The following is a 24,314-nucleotide window of genomic DNA, read 5'->3' as shown; positions in this document are numbered from 1 at the left end:
ACGCCGGAGCGGTTGCCCGCTCCGGCGTCATGTTGAGCCAGGCGGTAAAGCCTACGCCGCGTTGAAGCCGGCGACGGCCTTCACTTCGAGGAAGTCCTCGAGGCCGTACTTGCCCCACTCACGGCCGTTGCCGGATTGCTTGTAGCCGCCGAACGGCGCGCTGCGATCGTTGGGCACGCCCTGCAGGTTGACGTTGCCGGCGCGGATCTGGCGGCCGACTCGCTTGGCGTCCTCGACCGAAGCGCCTGAGACGTAGCCGGCAAGCCCATAGGGCGTGTCGTTGGCGATGTGCACCGCTTCGGCTTCGTCCTTGGCGCCGATGATGGTCAGCACCGGTCCGAAGATCTCTTCACGCGCAATCGTCATGTCGGGGGTGACGTCGGCAAAGATGGTCGGACGGACATAGAAGCCCTTGTTGACACCTTCGGGCAGGCCGGGGCCGCCGGCGACGAGCGTTGCGCCCTCGTCGATGCCCTTCTTGATCAGGCCCTGGATCTTGTCCCACTGGCCGCGGTTGACGACCGGACCGATGGTGGTGCCTTCGGCGCGGGGATCGCCAGCCTTGGTCTTGTCGGCGACGGCCTTCGCGATCGCGGCGACTTCCTTCATCTTCGAGGCCGGCACGATCATGCGCGAGGGCGCGTTGCAGGACTGGCCGGAGTTGTTGAACATGTGCATCACGCCGCCGGTCACCGCCTTCGTGAGGTCGGCGCCTTCGAGGATGACGTTCGGCGACTTGCCGCCGAGCTCCTGGCTGACGCGCTTCACGGTCGGTGCCGCGCGCTTGGCCACGTCGATGCCGGCGCGAGTGGAGCCGGTGAACGAGATCATGTCGATGTCGGGGTGCTCGCTCATGGCGGCGCCGACCTCGGGGCCGAGACCGTTGACGAGGTTGAACACGCCCTTCGGCACGCCGGCTTCATGGAGGATTTCCGCAAAGATCAAGGCCGAGGTCGGGGTGAACTCCGACGGCTTCAGGATCATGGTGCAGCCGGCGGCGAGCGCGGGCGCGACCTTGCAGGCGATCTGGTTGAGCGGCCAGTTCCAGGGCGTGATCATGCCGACCACGCCGACCGGCTCGCGCAGCACCATGGCGGTGCCGACCGGTTCCTCGAAATGATAGTTCTTGAGCACGTCGAGCGTGGTCATGAGGTGGCCAAGGCCGGCGCCGGCCTGCAGCTTTTCGGCCATCGGCAGCGGCGCACCCATTTCGTCGGAGACGGCGGCGCCGATCTCCTTGAGGCGGCCCTTGTAGATCTCGATGACCTTGGTGAGCAGCGCGACGCGCTCGTCACGGCTGGTCTGGGAGAACGTCACGAACGCGCGCTTGGCGGCAGCGACGGCTTTATCAACGTCGGCCTTGGAGCCCAGCGCAACCTCGTACATCGCCTCTTCCGTCGCCGGATTGACCACGGCGGTGGACTTCTTGACGGCGGGATCGACCCAGGCGCCGTCGATGTAGAACTGCATGCGATTGACCATAGTGAACCTCTTCTTGGGGGCTTGGGGGGCGTTTCGGCAGCCATCCTTGCACGAAAGCGCCGGCAATTGAACCCGCCATATGCCGGGCCAGCATTGCGGCGGACGGAGGTTATATGAGCCGATGGCGGAGGGGTGGCAAGGCCGTCCTGGACGTCGTCCTGGCGAAGGCCAGGACCCATTACCACCAACGTTGGTTGGCTTGCTCAGACGTCTACCGCCTGTCGCTTGCAACAACCGCCGCGGCGTATGGGTCCTGGCTTTCGCCAGGACGACGACGGAGAACTAAACCGCCATCTTCCGATGCAGCACCGGCGCGCCGGTGGTGAGGCTTTCGGCCGCATCGATGATGGCGTTGGCGTCGATGCCGTGGTGGCGGTAGAGATCGGCGATGGTGCCGGTCTGGCCGAACTGCTCGACGCCGAGCGCCTCGACGCGATGGCCGCGGACGCTGCCGAGCCAGCCGAGCGCCGCCGGATGGCCGTCGATCACGGTCACGATGCCGCAGTCGCGCGGCAGCGGCGCGAGCAGTTTTTCGATGTGGCTGAGATGCTGCACGCCGCGCCGATCACGGCGCAATTTCCGTGCGGCGGTCCACCCCGCATGCAGACGATCCGCGGACGTGATCGCGAGCAGGCCGATGTCGCGCCGGCTCTCGCCGATGAAGCCGGTCGCCTCGATCGCTTCCGGCGCCACGGCGCCGGTATAGGCGATAACGGCTTCGGCATTGGGGCCCGGCTTGCGCAGCCAATAAGCGCCGTCGGTGATGCCCTCTGCAAGCTCCGGCGTCATGATCCGCTGCGCCTGCTCGATGCTGCGCGTCGAGAGCCGCAAATAGACCGAGCCGCCCTCGCCCGGATCGCGCTGCATGTGATTGAAGCCCCACCCCATGATCACGGCGAGCTCGTCGACGAAGGCCGGTTCGAACGAGGAAAGGCCGTCCTGCGCCATGCCGATCAAAGGCGTTGCGATCGACTGATGCGCGCCGCCTTCAGGCGCCAGCGTGATGCCCGACGGCGTCGCCGCCACCATGAAGCGGGCATCCTGGTAGCAAGCATAATTCAGCGCATCGAGACCGCGCTCGATGAAGGGATCGTAGAGCGTGCCGACCGGCAGCAGCCGCTCGCCGTTGATCTGGTGCGACAGGCCGAGTGCTGAGAGCATGATAAACAGGTTCATCTCGGCGATGCCGAGCTCGAGATGCTGGCCCTTGGGCGAGAAGTCCCAGTTGAAGGTGGAGGGAATTTTCTCACTGCGGAATAAGTCCGCCTTCTCGCCGCGCGCGAACAGGCCGCGCCGGTTCACCCACGGACCAAGATTGGTCGAGACGGTGACGTCAGGCGATGTCGTGACGATGCGCCTGGCAAGCTCGCTGTCGCCGCGCGCGATCTCGTTCAGCACCAGCCCAAACCCCTGCTGGGTCGACATCTGCGGCGCCGGCTTGAAGGCGAGCTGCGACGGCACCTCGATCACAGGCGCGGTGAGCCGGCGGCCGTCCTGGTTGAACGGCACGCCCGCGAGAAAGGCGTCGAGCTCGGCGGCACTTTGCGCGAGGCCCTCGTATCTGTCCCATTCGTGTCCGGGCCGGATGTTCTGGCTGTCGCGATATTTCTCCATCTGCGCAACCGTCATCAGGCCGGCGTGATTGTCCTTGTGGCCCTGGAACGGCAGACCGACGCCCTTGATGGTGTAGGCGATGAAGCAGACCGGGCGATCGTGGTCGACGGATTCGAAGGCGTCCAGCATGCTCGCCATGTCATGGCCGCCGAGGTTCGACATCAGCGCCAATAGCTCGTCGTCGCTGCGCTTGTCGATCAGCTTGGTGATGGGGCCCTGGTCGCCAATCTCGTCGTGAAGATGTTTGCGGAACGCCGCGCCGCCCTGGAAACACAGTGCGGCGTAGAGCGCGTTCGGGCAATTGTCGATCCAGCGCTTCAACGCCTCGCCGCCGGCTTCCGCGAAGGCCTCGCGCATCAGCCGGCCGTATTTCACGATCACCACGTCCCAGCCGAAATTGCGGAACACGGTCTCGAACTTTTCCCAGAGGCCTTCGCGGACCACGGCGTCCAGTGACTGGCGGTTGTAGTCGACCACCCACCAGGTGTTGCGCAAGCCGTGCTTCCAGCCTTCCGCCAGCGCCTCGAAGATGTTGCCCTCGTCCATCTCGGCATCGCCGACCAGCGCGATCATCCGCCCCTCGCGGCGATCCTTCATCCAGCCATGCGCCTTGACGTAGTCCTGCACCAGCGAGGCGAACAGCGTCTGCGCGACACCGAGGCCGACCGAGCCGGTCGAGAAATCGACGTCGTCGACGTCCTTGGTGCGCGAGGGATAGGACTGCGCGCCCTTGAAGCCACGAAAATTCTCCAGCTTCTCGCGGCTCTGCCGGCCGAACAGATATTGAATAGCGTGGAACACCGGGCTCGCATGCGGCTTCACCGCGACGCGGTCCTCGGGTTTCAGCACGTGGAAATACAGCGCCGACATGATGGTGGCGAGCGAGGCCGACGAAGCCTGATGTCCGCCGACCTTGAGGCCGTCCGCATTCGCGCGGATGTGGTTGGCGTGATGGATGGTCCATGACGACAGCCACAGCGCCTTGCGGGCAAGCGCGGTCAATGTGTCGAGGCGGGCGGTATCAACGGGCATGGCAATGCTCCCGGAAAACAGGTGCGCGATGATACCCCTGCGGGAAGCACCAAACTTCTCAATTTTTCGCGCAGTGCCAGCCAATATTGGGATAGATTACCAATCGATCGGTAAAAACGACAGGTTCATCCCAATGCCCGGCCTCGACGCCATCGACCGAAAAATCCTCGCCTTGCTCCAGAACGACAGCCGGCTGACCATGCAGGAGCTGGCCGACAAGGTCGGGCTGTCGGTGTCGCCCTGCCATCGCCGGGTCAAGCTGCTGGAGGAACGCGGCGTCATCTCGCGCTACATCGCGACCGTGGACCAGAAGGCGCTGGGGCTGCATGTCAGCGTTTTCATCTCGATCAAGCTGGCGCGGCAGAAGGAGGAGGATCTCAACCGCTTCGCGCGGGCGATCTCGAAATGGGACGAGGTGCTGGAGTGCTATCTGATGACCGGCAACCGCGACTACCTCCTGCGCGTCGTCGCGGCCGACCTCGCTTCCTACGAGACTTTCCTGAAGACCAAGCTGACCCGGCTCGACGGCATCGCCTCGATCGAGTCCAGCTTTGCGCTCAGCCAGGTGAAGTATTCGATCGCACTGCCGGTGTGACGGCTCACCGCCACGGCTGCACGATGATCTTGGTGTGGACTTCAGGATTGGCGAGATCGGCGAAGGCCTTTACGACGCCATCGATGCCGACTTCCGCCGTCACCATCGCCGCTGCATCCACCTGCCCTTCCGCGATCAGGCGCAGCGAGGCTGCGAATTCGTCCGGCGTGTAGCCGAGCACATACTGGACGTTGAGCTCCTTCATGATGCCGAGCATCGGCTCGCTCCTGTCGGTCTCCATGCAGACGCCGACCACGACGATCCTGGCATCGCGCGGCGCGCCTTCGAACACCTGCTGCAGCAGGCCGGGCACACCGACGCATTCGAAGATGATCGCGGGCTTCAGGGCGGGCAGCATCGCCTGCAACGGCGGTCGCGCCGCCTTCTCCGCGTCCGACATCTGCGCGTGCTCGGCCCAGGTCGCATATGGCTGCGACACTCTTGGATCCACGACGATATCGGCGCCGAGTTTTGCCGCAAGCGCGCGCCGCGCCGGCGAATAGTCGGCCGCGATGATCGGATGCAGGCCCTTGAGCTTCAGCGCCGCAATCACCGCGAGCCCCACCGGTCCGCAGCCGATCACGAGCGGCACCTCGCCGCCTCGGATGTTGGCCTTGGCGACGGCGTGCACGCCGACCGCGAGCGGTTCGGTGAGCGCGGCATGCTCCGGCGCGAGACCGTTGGGCACCTCGAGCAGCAGCGCTTCGCTCAGCAGCATCGCCTCGGCGTAGCCGCCGACGTTGTCGTTGGAATAGCCGATGCCTTCGATGCCCTGTGGCGTCACAAGAGCCGGCAGCGAGCAGACGCGCGTGCCCGGCTTGAGCTTGCGCACGGTCCCCGGGCCGAAGTCGACGATCTCGCAGCAGAACTCTTGGCCGAACACGACGTCGCGGGCGAGATCCATCGGCTTGCGTCCGGTCTTTCGCGCCATCTCCACCATGCGGTGGGCGTGCTGGCGCGCGTGCAGATCGGAGCCGCAGATGCCGCAGGCGAGCGTCTTGACCAGCACCTGGCCGGGGCCGGGCTTCGGCTCCGCCATCCGGTCGACGACAATCTCACCGTTCCTGAAAATCGCAGCGCGCATTCGGCTCCTCCCGGCTTGTTGGAGCCATTGATAGCACGAAGCGGACGCGTGAACTTGCGTCAGGGGTTCGGGGAACGCTCTTCCATGATCAGGAGCTGGGCGCGACGGATGCGCTCGCGATGGGCGATGTAGAGGCCGCTGGCGACGATGAAGGCTGCACCGGTGACGGTCCAGACATCAGGCACTTCGCCGAACAGGAAGAAGCCCAAAATGCTGACCCACAGCAACTGCGTGTAGGAGAACGGCGCCAGCACCGAGGCATCGCCGTAGCGATAGGCCAGCACGATGATCCACTGGCCGACGGTGGAGGCCACGCCTATCACGATGCCAAGCCCGATCGCGGTCCAGGTCGGCGTGACCCAGACGAACGGTACCATCAGGGAGAGGATCGCAACGCCCGTCAGCGCCGAATAGGCCATCGTGGTGAGGACGGCTTCGCGCCCGCTCATCATGCGCGTCAGGATCAGCGCCGCAGCCCAGCAGAACGCCGAGACGATCGGGAAGAACGCGGCGGCGTGAAACGCGCTGGAGCCCGGACGCAGGATGATGATCACGCCGGTCAAGCCGATCGCGGTGGCGATCCAGCGGCGCATGCCGACCTTCTCGCTCAGGAAGATGATTGAGAGCGCGGTGACGAACAGCGGCGACACGAAGCCGGTCGCGGACGCTTCCGCGATCGGCAGGAAGCTCAGGCCGGTGATGAAGAACAGCGAAGAGCCGAGCAATGCCGCGCCGCGCATCAGCTGCAGGCCGAGGCGCTCGGTGCGCATGGCATGAAGCGGCGAGCCCGGCAGCATCACCGGCGTGAACATCAGCGCAAACGTCACGAAGCGGATCCAGGTGATCTCGATCGACGGCAGGCTCGACGACAAATATTTCGCGGTGACATCGGAGCAACCGAGAAAGATCGTCGACAGCAGCACCAGCGCGATGCCCTTGAAAGGATGATCGACGCGCGCGGGCGCGCGGCGCGCCTGCGGCTTCTTTTCCGGCATAGGCATGGGAATACTGTCGAGCCTTGCGGCTGCGGCGGGCGGCGGGGTCACGGCTGGAACCTAGGAATGCGAATCGGGAATGATCGTAAAAAACGATAATTGCGCCGCTTTCACAACTTCCGAAAACAGGATGCCGATATGCGCTCACGTCCGCGCGCGTCAAGACTCCATTAATAATGGGCGTTTGTGCACTACAGCATGGGCAGCCCGCGCGGCTTCGGACCGCGCGGAAACGCCGCATCGAGCGCCGCAATCTCGTCTTTCGTCAGCACGAGATCGCCGGCCGCGGCATTTTCGCCTGCATGTTCCGCGGACGACGCCTTCGGGATCGCGAACACCGTAGTCGCACGGGTGAGGAAGCTCAGCGCGACCTGGCGCGGCGTCGCGCGACGCGCCTCCGCGATGCGCACCAGCACCGCACCGCCCTTGCTGCTGCTCGCAGGGAAATCGTCGTGGCCGAACGGCGAATAGGCGACCACGGCAACACCATGCTGCTCGCACCACGGGATCACCGCATGCTCGATCGCGCGTTCCCTCAGATGATAGAGCACCTGATTGCAGGCGATGCGGCCTTCGCCGGCGGCGTCAAGCATCTCGTCGAGATCATCGGCATCGAAATTGGAGACACCCCAGGATTTGATCTTGCCGGCCTCCACCAACTCCTCGAACGCGGCCACAGTGTCCTCCAGCGGATACGAGCCGCGCCAATGCAGCAGATAGCAGTCGAGCCGGTCTGTCTTCAGCCGCTTCAGCGAGCGCTCACACGCGGTGATGGTTCCGCGGCGGGAGGCGTTGCTCGGCAGCACCTTTGACACGAGGAACACCTGGTCGCGCCGTCCCACGATCGCATCGGCAATGACGAGCTCGGCATCGCCATACATCTCGGCGGTATCGATGTGGGTCATGCCGAGATCGAGCCCGCGCTGAAGCGCCGCGATCGCGCGCTTGCGATCGCCATGGTCGAGATACCAGGTGCCCTGCCCGATGACTGCGACGCTGGCGCCGGTTTTGCCGAAGGGTTTCGTGTTCATATTTGCTCCGATACCGCTCGTTCGCTCGGGCAACCGCCATCAAGCTCAAGAGTTCAATACGCCGATGTCTGCGACCAATACGCTACCGGTGGCAGACTCCGTGATATAGAGCCGATCTTTGTTCGCGCCACCAATCGCGACATTGGTGCAATTCGGTCCGGCACACGATTTCACCCGCGCGATCAATTCGCCGTTGGGCGCGAACACGAAGACATGACCGAGCGAGGCGTGACCGACGAACAGCCGGCCCCTGGCATCCATGGTCAAGCCATCGGGGCCGCTGGTGCCGAACAGCGAGCAGAAGCGCCCGACCTTCGAGACGCTGCCGTCCTTCATGAACGGCAACCGCCACACCGCGTTGTCGCGCGTCATCGCGACGAACAGCACGGTCTCGGTTGGATCGAGCACCAGACCATTCGGACTGATGCCGGTGTTAACAAGGCAATCCAGCCGCCCGCTTGGCGCCAGGCGATAGACACGTCCGCTGGGGTCATGCAGGCCGGTCTGACCCTGGTCGGTGAAATAGATGTCGCCGTTGGAAGCGAGATGCAAATCGTTGCAGCCGCGGAAGGATTCCGAATTGCGCGAAGTCAGCACCGGCTTGATGCGGCTTGCCTTGGCGTCGAACTCCATGATGCCGTGCATGTAATCGGCGACCAGGATGCGGCCGTCGGCCGCGATCTTCAGCCCGTTCGGCCAGCCCTCATATTCGATCGCCAGCGACCACTCGCCGTCGGGCGCAATGCGGAAGATGCGGCCGAAGGGAATGTCGACGATGTAGAGATTGCCATCTTTGTCGAACGACGGGCCTTCGATGAAGGAGTCTGTCGGCACGCCCGGCCGGTTGGCATCGGCCCAATCCGTCCGCTCGCCTTTGCGGCGGAATTTGTCGGGCATGGCGGAGAAGAGCCTGGTCTCGATCAGGCGCGGCGGCGTTTCCAGGTACATCATTATTGTTTTGCGCGTTGAGGGCGAGAGCGCGGCACCATAGGGCACAATGGGGCGTGCGTCGATTGGGCTGAGGCATAGCGCCCCGCCCTCGCTGTCATTCCCCGCGACCCGGCTACGCCAAGGCTTCGCCGGGGTTGAGGTCCAGGGGCGCCGAAGCTTTAGCGTAGGCGTCAAGCGGGGAATCCAGTACGCCGTGGCCTTACCGCTTGATCACAGGCATCTCGGCGTACTGGATCGCCCGGTCAAGCCGGGCGATGACGGCGGAGTATGCAGCGACGACCGAGAAAGTCGCCCCTACCCCGCCGCGCCCGCGCGCTTGGTCTGCTTCGCTGGCGCCACCTCCGTCGTCGCGATCAGGCGCTTCAGCTCGGGGATGCAGGAGCCGCAATTGGTGCCGGCCTTGAGCTTTGCGCCGATCTCGGCGGCCGTGCGCGCGCCTGCGACGATGGTGTCGCAAATGGTGCCGCGGCCGACACCGAAGCAGGCGCAGACGACCGGTCCGGTCGAAGCCGCGCCCTCGCTTGACTTACCGGACAACAGCATGCGCCGCTGCTCGTCGGTGACGTGGTCGGCCACGAACAGGCTCTTCACCACGTCCCAGTCGCCGGCATCATGCGCGGGGCCGACGAACAGGCAGGTTTCGATGCGGTCGCCGGCAAACGACGCCGCGCGATAAACGCCGCCGCCGAAGTCGCGATAGTCGGCGACATCCTCGCCGGCAACGCCACCGAGCCAGGCCGGCCAGCGCGACAGGTCCGCATTGTCGGCGAAGAGATAGCCGAAGCCGCCGGTAACAGTGACGCGGGTCCACATCAGGTTCGGCGGCAGCTCCAGCTGCTTGCGCGACAACGCAAAGCCGCGGAAGACGTATTCATAAGGCACGATCGCAGCTGGTGTCGCCTTGGACTCCGGCTGCCCCGAGAACGGATCGGTGAACGGTGCAACCAGCGCCCCAACGCGACCGTGCGAGGCGTTCATCGCACTCCAGTGGATCGGCGCGAACAGCGTGCCGCGCTGCTGGCGGTCGCTGACGACGACCTTGAGGGTGCACTGGCCATAGTCGGTGGTGATGCGGGCATAGCCGTCATGGACGATGCCGTATTTGCCGGCGTCATCGGGATGAATCTCGACGAACGGCTCGGGCAGATGCGCACCGAGCCGCTGGCTGAGGCCCGTGCGCGTCATGGTGTGCCACTGGTCGCGGATGCGCCCGGTATTGAGCCGCAGCGGCCGCGACGGTCCGGTCTCGCCGCGCAGCGCCGGGACTTCCGGCGCGACGAAACGGCCCTTGCCGTCGTTGGTGAAGAAGCCGCCGGCCGCGAAGAAGCGCTCGCCGGGCGCCTCACCTTCACGTGTGGGCCACTGCACGGGCTTCAAGGCGTCGAAGGCTTCGTCGGACAGCGAGGTCAGCGTGCCGATATCGAAGTCGCGGCTGCCATCGTTCTCGAACGCCGAGAGCGCGGCGTGCTCGCGAAAGATGTCGGCTGCGGATTTGTAACTGAAACTGTCGCCGAAGCCGAGGCGTTTTGCGGTTTCGCTCAGGATCCACCAGTCCGGCCGTGCCTCGCCGGGCGCCGGCAGGAACGAACGCTGGCGCGAGATGCGGCGCTCAGAATTGGTCACGGTGCCCGACTTCTCGCCCCAGGCGAGCGCGGGCAGCAGCACGTGCGGGCCTGCATCGACCGTGTCGTTGGAGAGCACGTTCTCGGAGACCACGAACAGTTCGAGCTTCTTCAGTGCCTCGCGCACGAAGTCCGCGTCGGGCAACGACACTGCGGGGTTGGTGCCCATCACCCACAGCGCCTTGACCTCGCCGCGGTTGATGGCTTCGAACAGCTGCACCGCCTTCAACCCTTCATGGGTGGCGATGCGCGGCGCCTTCCAGAACCGCCGCACGCGATCGATGTCCGGCGGCGTGAAGTTCATGTGTGCGGCGAGCTGGTTGGCGAGGCCGCCGACCTCACGGCCGCCCATCGCGTTGGGCTGGCCGGTGAGCGAGAACGGCGAGGCGCCGGGCTTGCCGATGCGGCCCGTGGCAAGATGGCAGTTCAGGATCGCGTTGACCTTGTCGGTGCCCTGCGCCGACTGGTTGACACCTTGCGAGTACAGCGTGACGACGCGGGGCGTGTCACGGAACATCTTGAAGAAGGTCGCAACGTCCTGCTCGGAGAGGCCGGTCGCCAGTGCGGTCGCGGCGACGCCGCCGGCAATGCTGCGTGCGCGCGCCAGCGCGTCGTCAAAGCCAGACGTGTTTTGCGCGATGTAATCCTGATCCAGCGCACCATTGTCGGCGAGGTGGACGAACAGGCCGGAGAACAGTGCCGTGTCGGTGCCGGGCTTGAGGCCCAGGAACAGATCTGCGTCGGTCGCGGTGTCGGTGCGGCGCGGATCGACCACGATCATGCGCGCGCCGCGCTCCCCACGGTTCTTCAGCATGCGCTGGAACAGCACGGGATGGCACCAGGCGGCATTCGAGCCGACGAAGACGAGCAGATCGGCCTGGTCGAGATCCTCGTAGCAACCGGGCACGGTGTCGGCGCCGAAGGCGCGGCGGTGACCGGCGACCGAGGACGACATGCACAGCCGCGAATTGGTGTCGACGTTGGCCGTGCCGACAAAGCCCTTCATCAGCTTGTTGGCAACGTAATAGTCCTCGGTCAGCAGTTGGCCCGAGAGATAGAATGCGACCGCGTCGGCGCCGTCGCGCGCGACGATGTGCTGCATGCGGTGGGCGACGTGATCGAGCGCATCGCTCCAGGCCACGCGTTCGAGCGCGCCCTTGCAGCGGATCATCGGATAGAGCAGCCGGCTTTCCAGCCCGACGGTCTCGCCGAGCGCCGAGCCCTTGGAGCACAGCCGGCCGAAATTGGCAGGATGATCGGGGTCGCCCGCGATCGCCGCGCCGCCCTTGCCGTCTGGCGTCGCAAGCACGCCGCAGCCGACGCCGCAATACGGACAGGTCGTCTTGGTGGCGCGGAGCGTGGGATCGATCGCCGTCATATCAAGCCGCCTCAATCAAGCCGCTTTGGAAGGACGCGCGAGTGCGCGGCCGAACATCATGTCGGCGCGGATCGCCGCCACCTTTTCGCGGTTGCGGATCAGTTCGAGATACCAGAGCGCATCGACGGTATCGCCGATCAGCAGGGCGCCGGTGAGCCGGCCCTCGGCGATGACGAGCTTCTTGTAGGTGCCGCGCCTGCGGTCTGACAGCACGAGGCTCTCGCTGCCCTCCCCGCCCATGAAGTCGCCGGCGGAGAACACGCTGACCCCCGACACCTTCAGATTGGTCGAGACCACGCTGCCTTGATAGGCCGCGGGACGACCGGAGAGATGCCGCGCCAGCACGCGCGCCTGCTCGTAGGCAGGCTCGACGAGACCGTAGCAGGTGCCGCGATGCTCGGCGCATTCGCCGAGCGCGTAGATATCAGGTGACGCCGTCTGCATCTCGTCGTTGACGACGATGCCGCGGTTGACTGCGATGCCGGCGTCCTTTGCCAGCGCAATGTTGGGCCTGATGCCGGCGGCGAAGATCACCGCATCGGCCTCGATGCGGCTGCCGTCGGCAAGCTCGACCGCTTCGACATGGCCCTCGCCGTGGATGCGGGCTGTGGATGCATTGAGCAGAATACGAATGCCCTTGCGCTCGACCAGCGTCTTGAGCAGGTCGGCAGCGGGTGCATCGAGCTGGCGCTCCATCAGCCGATCCATCAGGTGCAGCAGCGTCACGGGCGCTCCGGCCTTGGCGAGGCCGTAAGCCGCTTCGAGTCCGAGCAGACCGCCGCCGACCACGACGACGCGCTTCTTAGCCGCGGCAAGCGTCAGCAGCAGATCGACGTCGCGGGTGTCGCGAAAGGTGTGCACGCCGACGAGATCGGCGCCCGGCACGTTGAGCCGCAGCGGCGTCGAGCCGACGGCGAGCACGAGCTTGGAATATTCCATGCTCTCTTCGCCTTCGATCTTGAGCTCGCGTCGGCCGGTGTCGATCTCGCTGACGCGATAGCCGTAGCGCACCGTGACGCCGCGATGGCGCCACCAGTCGGCAGGCCGGAGCTCGATCTCGTGCGAGCCGGTCTCGCCGGCCAGCACGGAGGAGAGCAGAACGCGGTTGTAAGCGAGCCGCGGCTCTTCGCCGATCACGGCGACCGCGTAGCGGCCGAGCGAGGTCTTGGCGAGTTCGTCGACCAGACGCGCGGCCGCCATACCGTTACCGACGATGACCAGCGGTTCACTCACAACGCATCTCCTATTCGGCGGCCTGCGGCTGTGCGCCGTAGGCCTCGGAAATCATGTAGCCGGACAACACGCCGTAGGCGTCGGTCCAGGCGGTAGCGAGTTCCGGCGTCCAGGCTTCGCCAAGGCCCTTCTCCAGGGTCCACAGCAAGGTCGCGCCGACCACGGGGTAGTGCTCGGCCTTGGCGCCATAGCCGACGTGACGCTTCGCAAGCGCCGAGGCCGCGGGAAGAATCGAGTCCAGGTTCGACAGACCGCCGACGACGGCGGCGAGCATGCCCATCAGCTTCTTGCGCTGCTCGGTCATGTCCTCGGGAAACATCGCGCGCACGGATGGCGCGACCTCGAACAGGCGATCGTAGAACAGCACCGCGGCCTGCGCGGAAATCGGCGCGACCTTGGCAAAGCTCTGTTGGACGAGGGTGATCTGTTCTGGCGTCATGATGTTCTCCTGCCTGTTGGGTTTGCCTTGGTGCGCGCCATTGCGAACCAGGTTCATTGTCAAACTGTCGGGCAATGCTTCTCCCCGCGTACGGGGAGAAGCGAGATTCGTACCAAGTATTAGACACGCGCTCCGGCGAGGCTTGACGCGCCTTCACCCTGCGGGCTGCGACGCAGATAGAACCACCAGGTCAGCGCGAGGCAGGAGGCGTAGAAACCGAGATAAATCGCGAGCGCGAGCTGCGGCCCGCCGGTCAGCGCGATCGACTTGCCGAACCCGGTCGGGATCAGATAGCCGCCGACGGCGCCGACCGCGCCGATGAAGCCGACCGCAGCACCGCTTTCGATGCTCGCCGTCTTCAAGGCGACCGCGCGCTCTGCATCGCCCTTGCCGCGCACCCTGAACAAGTTCTGCTCGCGGAAGATCGAGGGGATCATGCGATAGGTCGAGCCGTTGCCGATGCCCGTCGTCACGAACAGGACCAGGAACATCGACAGGAAGCCGATGAAATCCTTGTGCCCGACGAAGTAGAGCACGCCGATCGTCGCGCCTGCCATCACGATGAAATTCCAGAACGTGATGACCGAGCCGCCGATCCTGTCGGCAAGCCAGCCGCCGAGCGGCCGCGACAGCGAGCCGACCAGCGGTCCCAGGAACGCGATCGCAATCGTGACTTGCGGGAACTGGGTCTTGATCAGCAGCGGAAATGCCGCCGAGTAGCCGATGAAGGAGCCGAACGTGCCGATATAGAGATACGCCATGATCCAGGTGTGCTTGCGCTTGACCACGGCGAGCTGGTTCTTGATCGACGACTTGGCCGTGGTCAGGTTGTTCATGAAGAACACTGCCCCGAACACCGCGATCGCGATCGGCAGCACCCACATCAGGCCGGCGTTTTGCAGGAAAACGCCGTCGACAGGGGTTGCCTGGAACAGGTTGATGACGGCGAGCGTCATCAGGATCGGGGTCAACAGCTGCACGCTGGAGACGCCGATATTGCCACCGGCCGCATTCAGTCCGAGCGCCCACCCTTTCATCCGGTCGGGGAAGAAGAACGAGATGTTGGTCATACTGGAGGCAAAATTGCCGCCGCCGAGACCGGCGGTCGAGGCAATCAGCAGCATCAGCCAGAACGGCGTGTCGGGCTGGCCGACGAAATAGGCGAGCGAGAGCGTCGGAATGAACAGGATCGCCGCACTGAAGATGGTCCAGTTGCGACCGCCGAAGGTCGTCACCGCGAAGGTGTAGGGAAAGCGCATCAACGCGCCGATCAGCCCGGGCACCGCGACGAGCTGGAACAGCTGGTCGGTGGTGTAGTGGAAGCCCGCCTGCGGCAGCTTGGTGGTGACGATGCTCCAGATCAGCCAGACCGAGAAGCCGATATGTTCGGCCACGATCGACCAGATCAGGTTGCGTCGCGCGATAGTCTTGCCAGTCGCATTCCAGAACGCCTCATCTTCGGGGCGCCAGTCTGAAATCCAAGTTGGATTCTTCGTCATTGAGTATCCCTTCCAGGCTCACCGCTGCGTCGTTGCAGGCTCAGCCTCCGGCCACGGAGGCGCGCTCCGAGGCTTCACCCCGGTGGCGAGTTACGATGCTGATTGATGATGTTGAGGGACGTCGTCGTTGGCGTCGCGGTTGGTGTTTCAATTTCCGTGCCAACTGCGCGCATTCCGGAAACGCAGGAAATTCAGGAGCTTGTTTGGAGTGCTCCAAATTCTTGCAGGACTATTTCGCACGCATATTTTGCGATTCGCTCAATCCCTGTGCGGCGCACAAGGATTGAGCTTGATGATTCAAAATTAGGCGCTGCGTGAGCACCTGTTGGTGACGCGCTTACGCGGCCTCGACGAAGCGATGCCGCTCGTAGAGGAATTCGAGCACGCGCTGCCGGCACTTCAGGTAAGTGGTGTTGGTCGCGAGCTCGAGCCGCTTGCGCGGGCGCGCCAGCGGCACCTCCAGCACCTCGCCGATGCGCGCGCTCGGGCCGTTCGTCATCATGACGATGCGATCGGACAGCAGCACCGCCTCGTCGACGTCGTGGGTGATCATCAAAATGGTGTTGCCGAGCTTCTGATGCAGCGCCATCACCGAATCCTGCAAATGCGCGCGGGTCAGTGCGTCGAGCGCGCCGAAAGGCTCGTCGAGCAGCAACACTTTCGGCTCCATGGCAAGCGCGCGGGCAATGCCGACGCGCTGCTTCATGCCGCCGGAGATTTCCGAGGGCCGCTTGTCCTTGGCATGGGCCATCTGCACGAGGTTGAGATTGTGCATGACCCAGGCGTCGCGTTCGGCCCGCTTCTTCGTTTTGGCAAAGACCTTGTCGACGCCGAGCCTGACGTTCTCGTACACGGTCAGCCAGGGCAGCAGGCTGTGGTTCTGAAACACCACCGCGCGATCCGGCCCCGGCGAGTTCACCTCGCGGTTCTCCAGCAGCACGCCGCCGGTGGTGGCGTTGGTCAGGCCTGCGATGATGTTGAGCAGGGTCGACTTGCCGCAACCGGAATGGCCGATGATCGAGACGTATTCGCCCTTCTCGATGGTAAGATTGATATCCTTCAGCACCTCCGTGGAGGCGGCGCCGCGGATAAAAATCTTGTCGATGTGGTCGAGCTTCAGATAAGCGGTCATGTGCTTCCCCCTCAGTTCAGCGCGGTGCCGCGGGTTACGATCTTGCCGGCGCCCGCAATCAGGCGGTCGAGCACGAAGCCGATGATGCCGACATAGAACAGTGCCAGAATGATCTCGCTGATATGCGAGGAATTCCAGGCGTCCCAGATGAAGAAGCCGATGCCGACGCCGCCGATCAGCATCTCGGCCGCAACGATGGCGAGCCAGGACAGGCCGATGCCGATGCGAAGCCCTGTGAAGATGTAGGGCGCGGCGGCCGGAATCATGATCTTGGCGAAGAATTCGAGCGGGTTGAGCTGCACCACCGCGGCGACATTGCGATAATCCTGCGGGATGTTGCGGATGCCAACCGCGGTGTTGATGATGATCGGCCAGATCGAGGTGATGAAGATGACGAAGATCGCGGACGGCTGGCCGTCGCGGAACGCGGCGAGCGACAGCGGCAGCCAGGCCAGCGGCGGAATTGTGCGCAAGACCTGGAACAGCGGATCGAGCCCGCGCATCGCCCAGACCGATTGCCCGACCAGCACGCCGAGCGCGATGCCGGCAATCGCCGAGAGCGAATAGCCGAAGGCGACGCGCTGCAGGCTGGCGGAGAGGTGCCAGAACAGCCCCTTGTCGATGCCACCATGATCGAAGAACGGATCGAGGATCAATTCCTTCGTATCCTTGAACACCTTCGACGGTGGTGGCAGCGCCGAGCCGGCGCGGCGGCAGACCAGCTCCCACACCAGAAGCAAGAGCGCGATCACGACCAGCGGCGGGATCACGCGCACGGCGGTCTCCCTCGCCATCCGCGCGTAAGTCTCCGAACGCGGCGGCCGCTTCGGTGTCATCGCGACGACCGGCGCGGCAGCGCTCGCGGGCTTCGCGGTCTCAACCTCGATCTTCGTGGCGGGCATGTTCATCGCAATATCTCTCCGGCTGCAAAAGGCGATGCGGCCGCCCGGAGGCGGCCGCTGGCTCCATCAGACTTCGACGCGCTTGATCGCGAGCGACTTCAGATAGGCAGCCGGATTTTCCGGATCGAACACCTTGCCGTCGAAGAAGGTCTCCTTGCCGCGCGAGGTGGAGGTCGGGATCTCCGCGCTTGCGATGCCGAGCGTCTTGGCCGCGTCGCGCCACATGTCTTCGCGGTTGACCTTGGCGATCAGCGCCTTGGTGTCGAAATTCGCCTCATACTTGCCCCAGCGGATATCCTCGGTGAGGAACCAGAGGTCGTGGCTCTGGAACGGATAAGAGGCGAAGTCGCGCCAGTACTTCATGATATGGGGCGAATTCTCGACCACCTTGCCGGGAAGGCCGTAGTCGAACTTGCCGGCGGTGCGGTCGAGCACGTCTTCGACGGGGCAGTTCATCCACTGCCGCTTGCCCATGATGGCGGCAAGCTCGGCCTTGTTCTCGGCCTTGTCGGACCATTGCTGCGCTTCCATCACCGCCATCAGCAGCGCCTTCGCGGCCTTCGGATATTTGTCGACGAAGGCGGCGCGCATGCCGAAGGATTTTTCCGGGTGCTTGTTCCAGAGCTCGCCGGTCGTGATCGCGGTGTAGCCGATGTTCTGGTGGATCAGCTGCAGGTTCCAGGGCTCGCCGACGCAGAAGCAGTCCATCGTGCCGACCTTCATGTTGGCCACCATCTGCGCCGGCGGCACCACGATGGTCTCGATGTCCTTGTCGGGATCGATGCCGCCTGCGGCGAGCCAGTAGCGGATCCAGAGGTCATGCGTGCCGCCGGGGAAGGTCATCGCAGCTTTCACGGGCTTGCCCGAGGCCTTCTTCTTCTCCAGCGCCGCCTTGAAGGGCGTGGCGTCGACGCCGAGCTTCAGGTCGGCATATTCACTGGCGACGGAGATGCACTGGCTGTCCAGATTGAGCCGCGCCAGGATGTACATCGGCGTCGGCTGATTGTTCTGCGTCACCTTGCCGGCCGAGATCAGATACGGCATCGGGGTCAGGATATGCGCCCCGTCGATGCCGTTGCCTTCGGAGCCGAGCACGAGATTGTCCCGCGTGGTGCCCCAGGAGGCCTGCTTCTGCACGTCGGTGTCAGGCATGCCGTATTTGGCGAACAGGCCCTTGTCCTTGGCGACGAACAACGGACCGGCATCGCTCAGCGCGATGAAGCCGAGCTTGGCGCCCTTGACCTCCGGGCCGGCGTCCTGCGCGAAAGCGCCGGCGGGGAAATTCAGTTTTACGGCGGCCAAGAGTGCGGCGGTCGAGCCGGCGGCCCTCAACAATTGACGGCGGCTGAGGCCAGTGTCCGACGGCCGGCGGGTGCGCTTGGTCATAGGCGGTATCGTCCTTTGCGTCGTTGCAGAATGATTGCGTCAGTGCACACGAGCAGCCCGTCCGTCCGACGCCTGAAGCAGCGCATGCGAACGCGCGACGGGGAGACCCCCGTCTGGTGGCGTCGGCAATTCGGATGAGAAGTCTCGCGGGACGGCTTCAATGGCGTCGGCCTGGAACTATTCAAGCTTCGTGCCAAGCGCCACAACGCAGAAAACCTTGAAAGATCAATATGCTACAGGCAGCGCGCCAGTCTGTCGCAGGCCCGCTCCGCTCGCGAAATTTGCGGCTTGCACAATAATTGTGCGGCGCACAACAGTTGTGCAGCAGCTTAAGGAAAAGGCCGTACCACGCGCAAAAGCCGGGTCAGCCAAAGTTCTATCAGATTGATGTTGCTCGCTTTTTATGAGCCTAGCACACGGCACGCAATTTGCTTCTCCATTTACGTCAACGAAGACTGCGGCCTTGCCGCATTGATGCAGGCGCTGGCGGCTGCATCCCGGAAGCTCAACTGCTTCGCGGCCCTCCTCGGCTCGGCCGTCGTGACGCAATCCAAAGGCTTCCAACTCTCCATCGCCTCGTGCGCGGCAGGGCCAGCCCGCACGGCCAGTGACGTTCAATCGCTCTCGCAGGAGGGCGTGATCTCTCTCTTACGAAGCAAAAGGAACCATTGATGTCGTATCTCGCGCCTTCGGAATTCGTCACCAAGATGGTGGATGCGGGCGAGTCCAAAGTCTTCATGTCCACCCGGGATACCATCATCCGGGCCTACATGGCCGGCGCTATCCTGGCGCTCGCGGCATGGTTCGCCGTCACGATCAACGTGAACACGGGGCAGCCGCTGATCGGCGCGCTGCTGTTCCCGGTCGGCTTCGTCATGCTCTATCTGCTGGGCTTCGACCTCCTGACCGGCGTGTTCGTGCTCTCCCCGCTCGCCCTGATCGACAAGCGCCCTGGCGTCACCTTCGGCGGCGTGCTGCGCAACTGGGGTCTGGTCTTCGTCGGCAATTTCGCTGGCGCCTTCACCGTGGCCTTCATGATGGCCTTCGTCACGACCTTCGGCTTCACACAAGATCCCGACAAGGTCGGCGCCGCCATCGGAAACATCGGCGAAGGCCGAACGCTGGGCTACGCTGCGCATGGCGCGGCCGGCATGGCGACGCTGTTCCTGCGCGGGATGCTCTGCAACTGGATGGTCTCGACCGGCGTCGTCGGCGCCATGATCTCGACCTCGGTCCCCGGTAAGGTCATCGCGATGTGGATGCCGATCCTGGTGTTCTTCTACATGGTGTTCGAGCATTCCGTCGTGAACATGTTCCTGTTCCCCTCGGGCCTGATGCTGCACGCCAAGTTCTCGATCATGGATTACTTGATCTGGAACGAGATCCCGACCGTGCTCGGCAACCTCGTCGGCGGCCTCGCCTTCACCGGCATGACCCTCTACGCCACGCACGTCATGACCAAGCCGAAGCGCCAGGCCGGCAAGGCCACCTCGCCCCGCGTCGCAGCCTGATACGTCTCGACAGGAGAGCCTCGCCCGATCAGGGTGAGGCTCTCCTTTGCCGGTGATGACGATGACCCGCGGACTTCAGATTTCGGTCGGCCAGCACTCCGACAAGGGTCGCAAGCCCATCAATCAGGATTTTCACGGCGTCCTCGTTCCGGACGAGCCGATGCTCAGCCTGAAGGGTATTGCGGCCGTCCTCGCCGACGGCATCTCCAGCAGCACGGTGAGCCAGATCGCCAGCGAGTCGGCGGTCAAGAGCTTCCTGATGGACTATTACTGCACGTCGGAATCCTGGACGGTGAAGACCTCCGCCCGTCGTGTGCTGGACGCGACCAATTCCTGGCTCCACGCCCAGACGCGCAAGAGCCAATATGCCTATGACCGCGACAAGGGTTATGTCTGCACGCTGAGCGCCATGGTCATCAAGGCAACCACCGCGCACATCTTCCACGTCGGCGACTGTCGCGTCTACCGCGTGGCGGGCAAGGCGCTCGAGCAGCTGACCGACGATCACCGGATCATCGTATCCTCGGAGCAGACCTATCTCGGCCGTGCGCTCGGCATCAATCCGCAGCTCGAGATCGACTATCAGAGTTTCGAGATCGAGACTGGAGACACTTTCCTGCTGGCGACCGACGGCGCCTATGAATTCGTGGACGCGCGTTTCGTCACCAGCGCGCTCAGCGACCATGCAGCCGAGCTCGACGGAGCGGCGAAGGCGATCGTCGAGGAAGCCTATCGGCGCGGCAGCGACGACAACATCACGGTCCAGATCCTCCGCATCGATGCGGTGCCGCAGCGCGAGCCGGCCGGCATCTTCAACCAGACCTCCCAGCTGCCGCTTCCCCCGCTGCCGGAGCCGCGGGCACTCTTCGACGGCTACAGGATCGTCCGCGAAATCCACGCCAGCAGCCGCAGCCACATCTACCTTGCCGTCGACGCGGTGACCGAGGAGCCGGTCGCGCTGAAGCTTCCGTCGATCGATCTGCGCGACAATGCCGCATACCTGAAGCGCTTCCTGATGGAAGAGTGGATCGCGCGCCGGATCGACAGCCCGCATGTGCTGAAGCCGTTGTCGCAGTCGAAACGGCGTGGCTATCTCTATGTCGCGACCGAATTCGTCGAAGGTCAGACCTTGCGGCAATGGATGACGGACAATCCACGCCCCGATCTCGAAACCGTCCGCGGACTGGTCGAGCAGATCGCCGCGGGCCTGCGCGCCTTCCACCGCATGGAAATGCTGCATCAGGACCTCAGGCCCGACAACATCCTGATCGACAAGACCGGCACCGCGAAGATCATCGACTTTGGATCAGTCAAAGTGGCAGGCGTCGCGGAGGCCGCGCCACAGGACGAGACCGATGAAATTCTGGGAACGGTCCAGTACACGGCGCCGGAATATTTTCTTGGGCAAGGCGGCTCGCCGCGCTCGGACATGTTTTCACTCGCCGTGATCTGTTACCAGATGCTGACGGGAAAGCTTCCCTATGGCACTCAAATCGCGAGGATCCGGCGCAAGGCGGACGTGCGGAGGCTCACATATCGCCCGGCCGACGACGACAGCAACGTGCCTGCCTGGGTCGACGGCGCGCTCAGACGTGCGCTGCATCCGGATCCCTACAAGCGGCACGAGGATCTGTCTGAATTCGTGTTCGAGCTTCGGACGCCCAATCCGGCCTATCTCGACACGCGGATCACCCCGCTCTTGGAGCGCAGCCCGCTGATGTTCTGGAAATTGACCACGGCGGCGCTCGCCTGCGTCGTCGTGGTCCTGCTTGCGATGTTGCACGCGCGCTGATCAGGGGTGTAGCCACGCAAAGCGTCACCACGTGATGAGTGGAGAACGATGCAGCCAGGTATCGGCGCGCACCTGATCGAGCACGAATGTCGCAACGTCTTCGCGCGCGATGCTACCGCCATAGAAGCCCGAAAGATCCGTCAGGGCCCGGACCGAGCCGCGGCCGGGCTTGTTATTCAGGATCGAGGGGCGAACCAGGACCCAGTCCAGCCCGCTCTCTCTGACGATGGCTTCCTGCCGGTTCTTGTCGGCGTACACCTTCTTCAGGAGAAGCGGAAAGATCACATTGTCGGCGACAAAGCCGCCGTGCCCGGCACTGTCGCCAGCGCCCATTCCCGTGATGCAAACCAGCCGCGAGATCTGCTCGGCCTTCATCGCGCTCACGAGCGCGCGCGTCGCGGTCGAGAGAAGCGTCACCTCGCGGAACGGGCTTACCGGTGTACCCAGCGCGCTGACCACGGCGTCGCGGCCTTTGAGGGCTTCGCGCAGGGCTGCTTCATCGCGGGCATCTCCGACGATGAGCTTCGCCCCCGTGATGTCACGTGCCTTCTCGGCGGAACGCACCAGCACGGTAACGTCGTAGCCCCGCGCCACCGCCTGGTTGACGATCAGGCGACCGGTGGCACCGGTCGCTCCAAGCACCAACATCTTCGTTGCGCCTTCCGGATTCACCGGAGAAGTGGCGGTTGAAGAGATCATGTTAGCATTCCTCGTTGTCGTGATGGGGACGTGCTCCTGCCGTCAGGCAGTGGCCGTGATCTCGGAGACGAAGTCGCGATAGGAGCGCAGCGGACGGCCCAACAGCGCGGTCAGCCGCTCGACGTCGCCGGCCTCCGGGACCATTCCCTCAGTGAGGAAACGCTCGCTCATCAGCCGCATGTCGTAGGCCATCCAGCTCGGCATGAACTGCCGGAGGTTCTTCTCGAAGCCGGCGGTATCGTCACCGGGATAGGCGATCGTGCGACCCAGCACCTCCGACCAGACGGCGGCGGCTTTCGCGCCGGTGAGCGTATCAGGGCCGACGAGATTGATGCGCGTGAGCGCCAGCGGCGCTGCGGCGCGCTCACGACGGATGAGCTCGACGGCCGCGATCTCGCCGATGTCGCGCGCATCGATCATGGCGAGCCCCTTGCTGCCGATCGGCATCGGGTAGATGCCGTATCCGGTCACCACGTCCTTGATCGTGACATCGTTGTTCATGAAATAGGCGGGGCGCAGGATGGTGGCGTTGAAGCCCATCTGCTCGATCATCCGCTCGACGCCGAACTTGCCGGCAAAGTGCGGGACGTTGACGTAGCGATCGCTGTGGATCACCGAGAGGTAGACGACCCGCTCGACGCCCGCCTCGCGGGCGACGTTGAGCGCGATCAGCGCCTGCGTGAATTCATCCGGCACCACTGCGTTGAGCAGGAACAGGGTCGAGACGCCCTTGAATGCGCTACGGATCGAGTCGACGTCGAGCAGGTCGCCCTGCACGACGGTGACGCCTGCCGGGAGGTTTGCCTTGCCAGGATCGCGGGCGAGAGCACGGACATCGGCGCCGCGCTTGACGAGCTGCTCGACGACGTGGCGGCCGATGGTGCCGGTTGCACCGGTAACGAGGATGGTCATGGGGATCACTCCGGGTTGGGTCAGAAGACATCCGGGAAATTAGTGATCCACAAAAGAACCGATAGCCGCTATATTTGGACAGACTGTCTCACTGGTGGAACAATGGACCTGCTCGCACTCGCCGATTTCAATCTCGTTGCCCGGCACGGCGGGTTCGGACGGGCCGCACGGGCCGCCGGCCGCCCGAAAGCCACCCTGTCCCGGCGGGTCGCGGAGCTGGAAGCCGCGCTCGACCTGCGCCTGTTCGAACGGGGAGCGCGCACCCTGAAACTCACGCAGGAAGGACGCGCCCTTTACGAGCGGACGGGAGCCTTGCTCACTGAGCTCGACGAGACCGCGACAGCGATCGCGTCGGGTGGGGACAGGCCGCGGGGGCGCTTGCGGATCAGCGCGCCTATGCTGTTCTCGCAGACTGCGATGGGAAACCTCGCGGCCGGGTTCGCACTCAGATATCCCGAGGTCCGTCTTGAGGTCACGACGGAAGATCGCTCCGTCGACATGGTGGAGGAAGGCTACGACCTCGTCATTCGAGTCAATCCCGATCCGGATGACAGCCTTGTCGGACGAATCTTTCTGCGCGATCGGCTGGTGGTGGTGGCGAGCCCGAACCTGAAACGACCGAGGTACGGCGTCGCTGTGCCGGCTGTCATGCGCGGAGCGGGCGACCGGAAAACAAGCTGGGACGTGACGGTGCCAGGCGGACAATCGCGCATCGCGATTGATCCGGTCCTTCGCCTGGCATCGCTCATCATGGTCCGCGACGCTGTCCGGGCCGGCGTCGGCGCCGCACGCCTTCCGGTGTCACTGGTCAGTCACGACCTCGCTGCCGGCACGCTGGTGCTTTGGGGCGATATCGCGGGACCGGAGATCGCATTGTGGACGCTCTATCCATCGCGCCGGCTCCTAAGCGCGCGCGTATCCGCCTTTCTCGACTACATGAAAGAAGCCTTTCCGATGGGGACGCCTGACGAGCTGGCGGCCTTTATCGGGAGATGAGAGGGCGGCGCGCGCTGCTCGCGCCTGAC

Annotated in this window: 19 protein-coding genes; 4 read left to right on the top strand and 15 right to left on the bottom strand. The window is 64.3% G+C overall.

Annotated features, from left to right (window positions below):
• Window positions 1-51: 51 nt before the first annotated feature.
• Together BRA1417_RS0116485 and BRA1417_RS0116480 are read right to left on the bottom strand one after the other, a co-directional pair.
• Window positions 52-1,482 carry an aldehyde dehydrogenase family protein gene (locus BRA1417_RS0116485; protein ID WP_027516699.1) on the bottom strand — a complete coding sequence of 477 codons (1,431 nt, stop codon included), beginning with the start codon at window positions 1,480-1,482 and terminating at the stop codon, window positions 52-54.
• Between the two features lie 282 nt (window positions 1,483-1,764).
• Window positions 1,765-4,128 carry a transketolase gene (locus BRA1417_RS0116480; RefSeq protein ID WP_027516698.1) on the bottom strand — a complete coding sequence of 788 codons (2,364 nt, stop codon included), beginning with the start codon at window positions 4,126-4,128 and terminating at the stop codon, window positions 1,765-1,767.
• 133 nt (window positions 4,129-4,261) lie between these two features.
• Here BRA1417_RS0116480 and BRA1417_RS0116475 point away from each other — a divergent pair, with 133 nt between their 5' ends.
• On the top strand, window positions 4,262-4,723 hold the full coding sequence (locus tag BRA1417_RS0116475) for an Lrp/AsnC family transcriptional regulator (protein WP_027516697.1): 462 nt from the start codon (window positions 4,262-4,264) through the stop codon (window positions 4,721-4,723).
• Window positions 4,724-4,727: 4 nt separating this feature from the next.
• On the opposite strand, the gene BRA1417_RS0116470 is transcribed toward BRA1417_RS0116475, so the two are convergent.
• The 11 genes from BRA1417_RS0116470 to BRA1417_RS0116420 form a co-directional block, all read right to left on the bottom strand.
• Window positions 4,728-5,807 (bottom strand): zinc-binding dehydrogenase, encoded by a 1,080-nt coding sequence (locus BRA1417_RS0116470; protein ID WP_027516696.1) that lies wholly within the window; start codon window positions 5,805-5,807, stop codon window positions 4,728-4,730.
• Between the two features lie 59 nt (window positions 5,808-5,866).
• Entirely contained in the window at window positions 5,867-6,808 is a 942-nt protein-coding gene (locus BRA1417_RS0116465; protein ID WP_027516695.1) for a DMT family transporter, read from the bottom strand.
• A 185-nt stretch (window positions 6,809-6,993) separates the two neighbouring features.
• Window positions 6,994-7,833, bottom strand: coding sequence for an aldo/keto reductase (locus BRA1417_RS0116460; RefSeq protein ID WP_027516694.1), 840 nt, complete (start codon window positions 7,831-7,833; stop codon window positions 6,994-6,996).
• A 45-nt stretch (window positions 7,834-7,878) separates the two neighbouring features.
• Entirely contained in the window at window positions 7,879-8,781 is a 903-nt protein-coding gene (locus BRA1417_RS0116455) for an SMP-30/gluconolactonase/LRE family protein (protein ID WP_035968593.1), read from the bottom strand.
• Between the two features lie 297 nt (window positions 8,782-9,078).
• Complete coding sequence (locus tag BRA1417_RS0116450; RefSeq protein ID WP_027516692.1) at window positions 9,079-11,784, bottom strand: nitrate reductase; 2,706 nt, start codon at window positions 11,782-11,784, stop codon at window positions 9,079-9,081.
• Between the two features lie 15 nt (window positions 11,785-11,799).
• On the bottom strand, window positions 11,800-13,017 hold the full coding sequence (locus BRA1417_RS40540) for an NAD(P)/FAD-dependent oxidoreductase (RefSeq protein WP_084462252.1): 1,218 nt from the start codon (window positions 13,015-13,017) through the stop codon (window positions 11,800-11,802).
• 10 nt (window positions 13,018-13,027) lie between these two features.
• The gene (locus tag BRA1417_RS0116440; protein ID WP_007593949.1) at window positions 13,028-13,456 is read right to left on the bottom strand and encodes a globin family protein; all 429 of its coding nucleotides are present in this window, start codon (window positions 13,454-13,456) and stop codon (window positions 13,028-13,030) included.
• A gap of 119 nt (window positions 13,457-13,575) precedes the next feature.
• Window positions 13,576-14,955: an MFS transporter gene (locus BRA1417_RS0116435; protein ID WP_027516691.1), complete on the bottom strand. Its 1,380-nt coding sequence runs from the start codon at window positions 14,953-14,955 to the stop codon at window positions 13,576-13,578.
• A 337-nt stretch (window positions 14,956-15,292) separates the two neighbouring features.
• Window positions 15,293-16,087, bottom strand: a complete 795-nt coding sequence (locus BRA1417_RS0116430) for an ABC transporter ATP-binding protein (RefSeq protein ID WP_027516690.1) — start codon at window positions 16,085-16,087, stop codon at window positions 15,293-15,295.
• Between the two features lie 11 nt (window positions 16,088-16,098).
• On the bottom strand, window positions 16,099-16,995 hold the full coding sequence (gene ntrB, locus BRA1417_RS0116425) for a nitrate ABC transporter permease (RefSeq protein ID WP_007593954.1): 897 nt from the start codon (window positions 16,993-16,995) through the stop codon (window positions 16,099-16,101).
• A 60-nt stretch (window positions 16,996-17,055) separates the two neighbouring features.
• Window positions 17,056-18,375, bottom strand: coding sequence for a CmpA/NrtA family ABC transporter substrate-binding protein (locus BRA1417_RS0116420; protein WP_027516689.1), 1,320 nt, complete (start codon window positions 18,373-18,375; stop codon window positions 17,056-17,058).
• A 671-nt stretch (window positions 18,376-19,046) separates the two neighbouring features.
• On the opposite strand from BRA1417_RS0116420, the gene BRA1417_RS0116410 reads away from it, so the two are divergent.
• Entirely contained in the window at window positions 19,047-19,886 is an 840-nt protein-coding gene (locus BRA1417_RS0116410) for a formate/nitrite transporter family protein (RefSeq protein WP_027516687.1), read from the top strand.
• A gap of 55 nt (window positions 19,887-19,941) precedes the next feature.
• Window positions 19,942-21,678 carry a bifunctional protein-serine/threonine kinase/phosphatase gene (locus BRA1417_RS0116405; protein ID WP_035968591.1) on the top strand — a complete coding sequence of 579 codons (1,737 nt, stop codon included), beginning with the start codon at window positions 19,942-19,944 and terminating at the stop codon, window positions 21,676-21,678.
• A 24-nt stretch (window positions 21,679-21,702) separates the two neighbouring features.
• On the opposite strand, the gene BRA1417_RS0116400 is transcribed toward BRA1417_RS0116405, so the two are convergent.
• Entirely contained in the window at window positions 21,703-22,377 is a 675-nt protein-coding gene (locus BRA1417_RS0116400; RefSeq protein ID WP_035968588.1) for an NAD(P)-dependent oxidoreductase, read from the bottom strand.
• Window positions 22,378-22,419: 42 nt separating this feature from the next.
• The gene (locus tag BRA1417_RS0116395; RefSeq protein ID WP_027516684.1) at window positions 22,420-23,289 is read right to left on the bottom strand and encodes an SDR family oxidoreductase; all 870 of its coding nucleotides are present in this window, start codon (window positions 23,287-23,289) and stop codon (window positions 22,420-22,422) included.
• Window positions 23,290-23,391: 102 nt separating this feature from the next.
• On the opposite strand from BRA1417_RS0116395, the gene BRA1417_RS0116390 reads away from it, so the two are divergent.
• On the top strand, window positions 23,392-24,285 hold the full coding sequence (locus tag BRA1417_RS0116390) for a LysR family transcriptional regulator (RefSeq protein WP_027516683.1): 894 nt from the start codon (window positions 23,392-23,394) through the stop codon (window positions 24,283-24,285).
• Window positions 24,286-24,314: the final 29 nt, after the last annotated feature.

Origin of the sequence: Bradyrhizobium sp. WSM1417 (genome assembly GCF_000515415.1) — a bacterium.
Taxonomy (GTDB): domain Bacteria; phylum Pseudomonadota; class Alphaproteobacteria; order Rhizobiales; family Xanthobacteraceae; genus Bradyrhizobium.
The sequence above is the reverse complement of the archived record's forward strand: the minus strand, read 5'-3'. Positions and strand labels throughout refer to the sequence as shown.

What these genes read in the sequence shown, in the direction of transcription:
- BRA1417_RS0116485 (WP_027516699.1), bottom strand. Translation starts at nt 1,482, where the DNA reads ATGGTCAATCGCATGCAGTTCTACATCGACGGCGCCTGGGTCGATCCC.
- BRA1417_RS0116480 (WP_027516698.1), bottom strand. Translation starts at nt 4,128, where the DNA reads ATGCCCGTTGATACCGCCCGCCTCGACACATTGACCGCGCTTGCCCGC.
- BRA1417_RS0116475 (WP_027516697.1), top strand. Translation starts at nt 4,262, where the DNA reads ATGCCCGGCCTCGACGCCATCGACCGAAAAATCCTCGCCTTGCTCCAG.
- BRA1417_RS0116470 (WP_027516696.1), bottom strand. Translation starts at nt 5,807, where the DNA reads ATGCGCGCTGCGATTTTCAGGAACGGTGAGATTGTCGTCGACCGGATG.
- BRA1417_RS0116465 (WP_027516695.1), bottom strand. Translation starts at nt 6,808, where the DNA reads ATGCCTATGCCGGAAAAGAAGCCGCAGGCGCGCCGCGCGCCCGCGCGC.
- BRA1417_RS0116460 (WP_027516694.1), bottom strand. Translation starts at nt 7,833, where the DNA reads ATGAACACGAAACCCTTCGGCAAAACCGGCGCCAGCGTCGCAGTCATC.
- BRA1417_RS0116455 (WP_035968593.1), bottom strand. Translation starts at nt 8,781, where the DNA reads ATGTACCTGGAAACGCCGCCGCGCCTGATCGAGACCAGGCTCTTCTCC.
- BRA1417_RS0116450 (WP_027516692.1), bottom strand. Translation starts at nt 11,784, where the DNA reads ATGACGGCGATCGATCCCACGCTCCGCGCCACCAAGACGACCTGTCCG.
- BRA1417_RS0116440 (WP_007593949.1), bottom strand. Translation starts at nt 13,456, where the DNA reads ATGACGCCAGAACAGATCACCCTCGTCCAACAGAGCTTTGCCAAGGTC.
- BRA1417_RS0116435 (WP_027516691.1), bottom strand. Translation starts at nt 14,955, where the DNA reads ATGACGAAGAATCCAACTTGGATTTCAGACTGGCGCCCCGAAGATGAG.
- BRA1417_RS0116430 (WP_027516690.1), bottom strand. Translation starts at nt 16,087, where the DNA reads ATGACCGCTTATCTGAAGCTCGACCACATCGACAAGATTTTTATCCGC.
- ntrB (WP_007593954.1), bottom strand. Translation starts at nt 16,995, where the DNA reads ATGAACATGCCCGCCACGAAGATCGAGGTTGAGACCGCGAAGCCCGCG.
- BRA1417_RS0116420 (WP_027516689.1), bottom strand. Translation starts at nt 18,375, where the DNA reads ATGACCAAGCGCACCCGCCGGCCGTCGGACACTGGCCTCAGCCGCCGT.
- BRA1417_RS0116410 (WP_027516687.1), top strand. Translation starts at nt 19,047, where the DNA reads ATGTCGTATCTCGCGCCTTCGGAATTCGTCACCAAGATGGTGGATGCG.
- BRA1417_RS0116405 (WP_035968591.1), top strand. Translation starts at nt 19,942, where the DNA reads ATGACGATGACCCGCGGACTTCAGATTTCGGTCGGCCAGCACTCCGAC.
- BRA1417_RS0116400 (WP_035968588.1), bottom strand. Translation starts at nt 22,377, where the DNA reads ATGATCTCTTCAACCGCCACTTCTCCGGTGAATCCGGAAGGCGCAACG.
- BRA1417_RS0116395 (WP_027516684.1), bottom strand. Translation starts at nt 23,289, where the DNA reads ATGACCATCCTCGTTACCGGTGCAACCGGCACCATCGGCCGCCACGTC.
- BRA1417_RS0116390 (WP_027516683.1), top strand. Translation starts at nt 23,392, where the DNA reads ATGGACCTGCTCGCACTCGCCGATTTCAATCTCGTTGCCCGGCACGGC.